Origin of the sequence: Streptomyces sp. NPDC058964, from assembly GCF_042741275.1 — a bacterium.
GTDB lineage: Bacteria > Actinomycetota > Actinomycetes > Streptomycetales > Streptomycetaceae > Streptomyces.
This window is the reverse complement of the sequence record NZ_JBHYKH010000124.1, coordinates 17,951-19,464: the sequence shown is the minus strand read 5'-3', so window position 1 is coordinate 19,464 and position 1,514 is coordinate 17,951. Positions and strand designations below refer to the sequence as shown.

1 protein-coding gene and 2 pseudogenes are annotated in these 1,514 nt (G+C 74.4%); all 3 read left to right on the top strand.

Annotated features, from left to right (window positions below):
• Positions 1 to 341, top strand: a pseudogene (locus ACFW2E_RS17680) (tRNA (adenosine(37)-N6)-threonylcarbamoyltransferase complex dimerization subunit type 1 TsaB); the annotation flags it as partial.
• Positions 338 to 868 carry a ribosomal protein S18-alanine N-acetyltransferase gene (gene rimI, locus ACFW2E_RS17675; RefSeq protein ID WP_384467335.1) on the top strand — a complete coding sequence of 177 codons (531 nt, stop codon included), beginning with the start codon at positions 338 to 340 and terminating at the stop codon, positions 866 to 868. The pseudogene ACFW2E_RS17680 and the gene rimI, both read left to right, overlap by 4 nt.
• Positions 861 to 1,514, top strand: a pseudogene (locus ACFW2E_RS17670) (tRNA (adenosine(37)-N6)-threonylcarbamoyltransferase complex transferase subunit TsaD); the annotation flags it as partial. The gene rimI and the pseudogene ACFW2E_RS17670, both read left to right, overlap by 8 nt.

Below are 1,514 nucleotides of genomic sequence, written 5' to 3'. Positions count from 1 at the left end.
CCGACCCCGCCTTCGGCGTGCCCCCCGCCGCCCGGCGCAAGGAGCCCTCCGGGCCCGCCCACGCCCCCACCCCCCCCCCCCCCCCGGCCCCGGCGGCCCCCCCCCCCGCCGACATCGCCGACCGGGTCGCGGGCCTGCCCGCCGTGGGCGCGGGCGCGCTGCTCTACCCCGACACCTTCCCCGTCGCCCACGAACCCGAGCGAGTCTCCGCGGCGGCCCTCGCCTCGCTGGCCGCCGAGAAGCTCGCCGCGGGCGAGGAGCTCCCGGCCCCCCGGCCGCTGTATCTGCGCCGCCCCGACGCCCAGGTCCCCAAGAACTACAAGGTGGTCACCCCCAAGTGACCGGACCCGCAACCCCCCGGCTGCGCGAGATGCGCTGGTGGGACATCGATTCCGTCCTCGAGCTGGAGAAGGACCTCTTCCCCGAGGACGCCTGGTCGCGCGGCATGTTCTGGTCCGAGCTGGCCCATGCGCGGGGCGCCGACGCCAGCCGCCGGTACGTCGTCGCCGTCGAGGACGACCGGATCGTCGGCTACGCGGGCCTGGCCGCCCAGGGCGAGCTGGCCGACATCCAGACCATCGCCGTCGCCCGTGACCACCAGGGCACCGGTCTCGGCGCACTGCTGCTGACCGATCTGCTCCGCGCGGCGACCGCCTTCGAGTGCACCGAGGTGATGCTCGAGTGCCGCGTCGACAACGTCCGGGCGCAGAAGCTGTACGAGCGTCACGGCTTCGAGCCCATCGGTTTCCGACGCGGCTACTACCAGCCGGGGAACGTGGACGCCCTGGTCATGCGACTGACCACCGGATCCGGCAGCGGCTCCGCCGCCGGGTCGACCTCCGTACAAGGAACCGAGAGCAATGACTGACGAACCGCTGGTCCTGGGGATCGAGACCTCCTGTGACGAGACCGGCGTCGGCATCGTCCGAGGCACCACCCTGCTGGCGGACGCCGTCGCCTCCAGCGTCGACGAGCACGCCCGCTTCGGCGGTGTGGTGCCCGAGGTGGCGTCCAGAGCGCACCTGGAGGCGATGGTCCCCACCATCGACCGGGCGCTGAAGGACGCGGGGATCAGCGCGAGGGACCTGGACGGTGTCGCGGTGACGGCGGGCCCGGGGCTGGCGGGCGCGCTGCTGGTCGGCGTCTCGGCGGCGAAGGCGTACGCCTACGCCCTCGGCAAGCCCCTCTACGGCGTGAACCACCTCGCCTCCCACATCTGCGTGGACCAGCTGGAGCACGGCGCGCTGCCGGAGCCGACCATGGCGCTGCTGGTGAGCGGTGGCCATTCCTCGCTGCTGCTGTCCACGGACATCACCTCCGACGTCCGCCCGATGGGTTCCACCATCGACGACGCGGCCGGCGAGGCCTTCGACAAGATCGCGCGGGTGCTGAACCTGGGCTTCCCGGGCGGTGCGGGGCTCGACCCGGACGCGCAGGTGGGTGTCCCCGAGGCGAGGGGCCGGCCCCCCCCGCCCCGGGGGGCGCGCGCGCCCGCCGGCGCCCTGTCGCTCTCC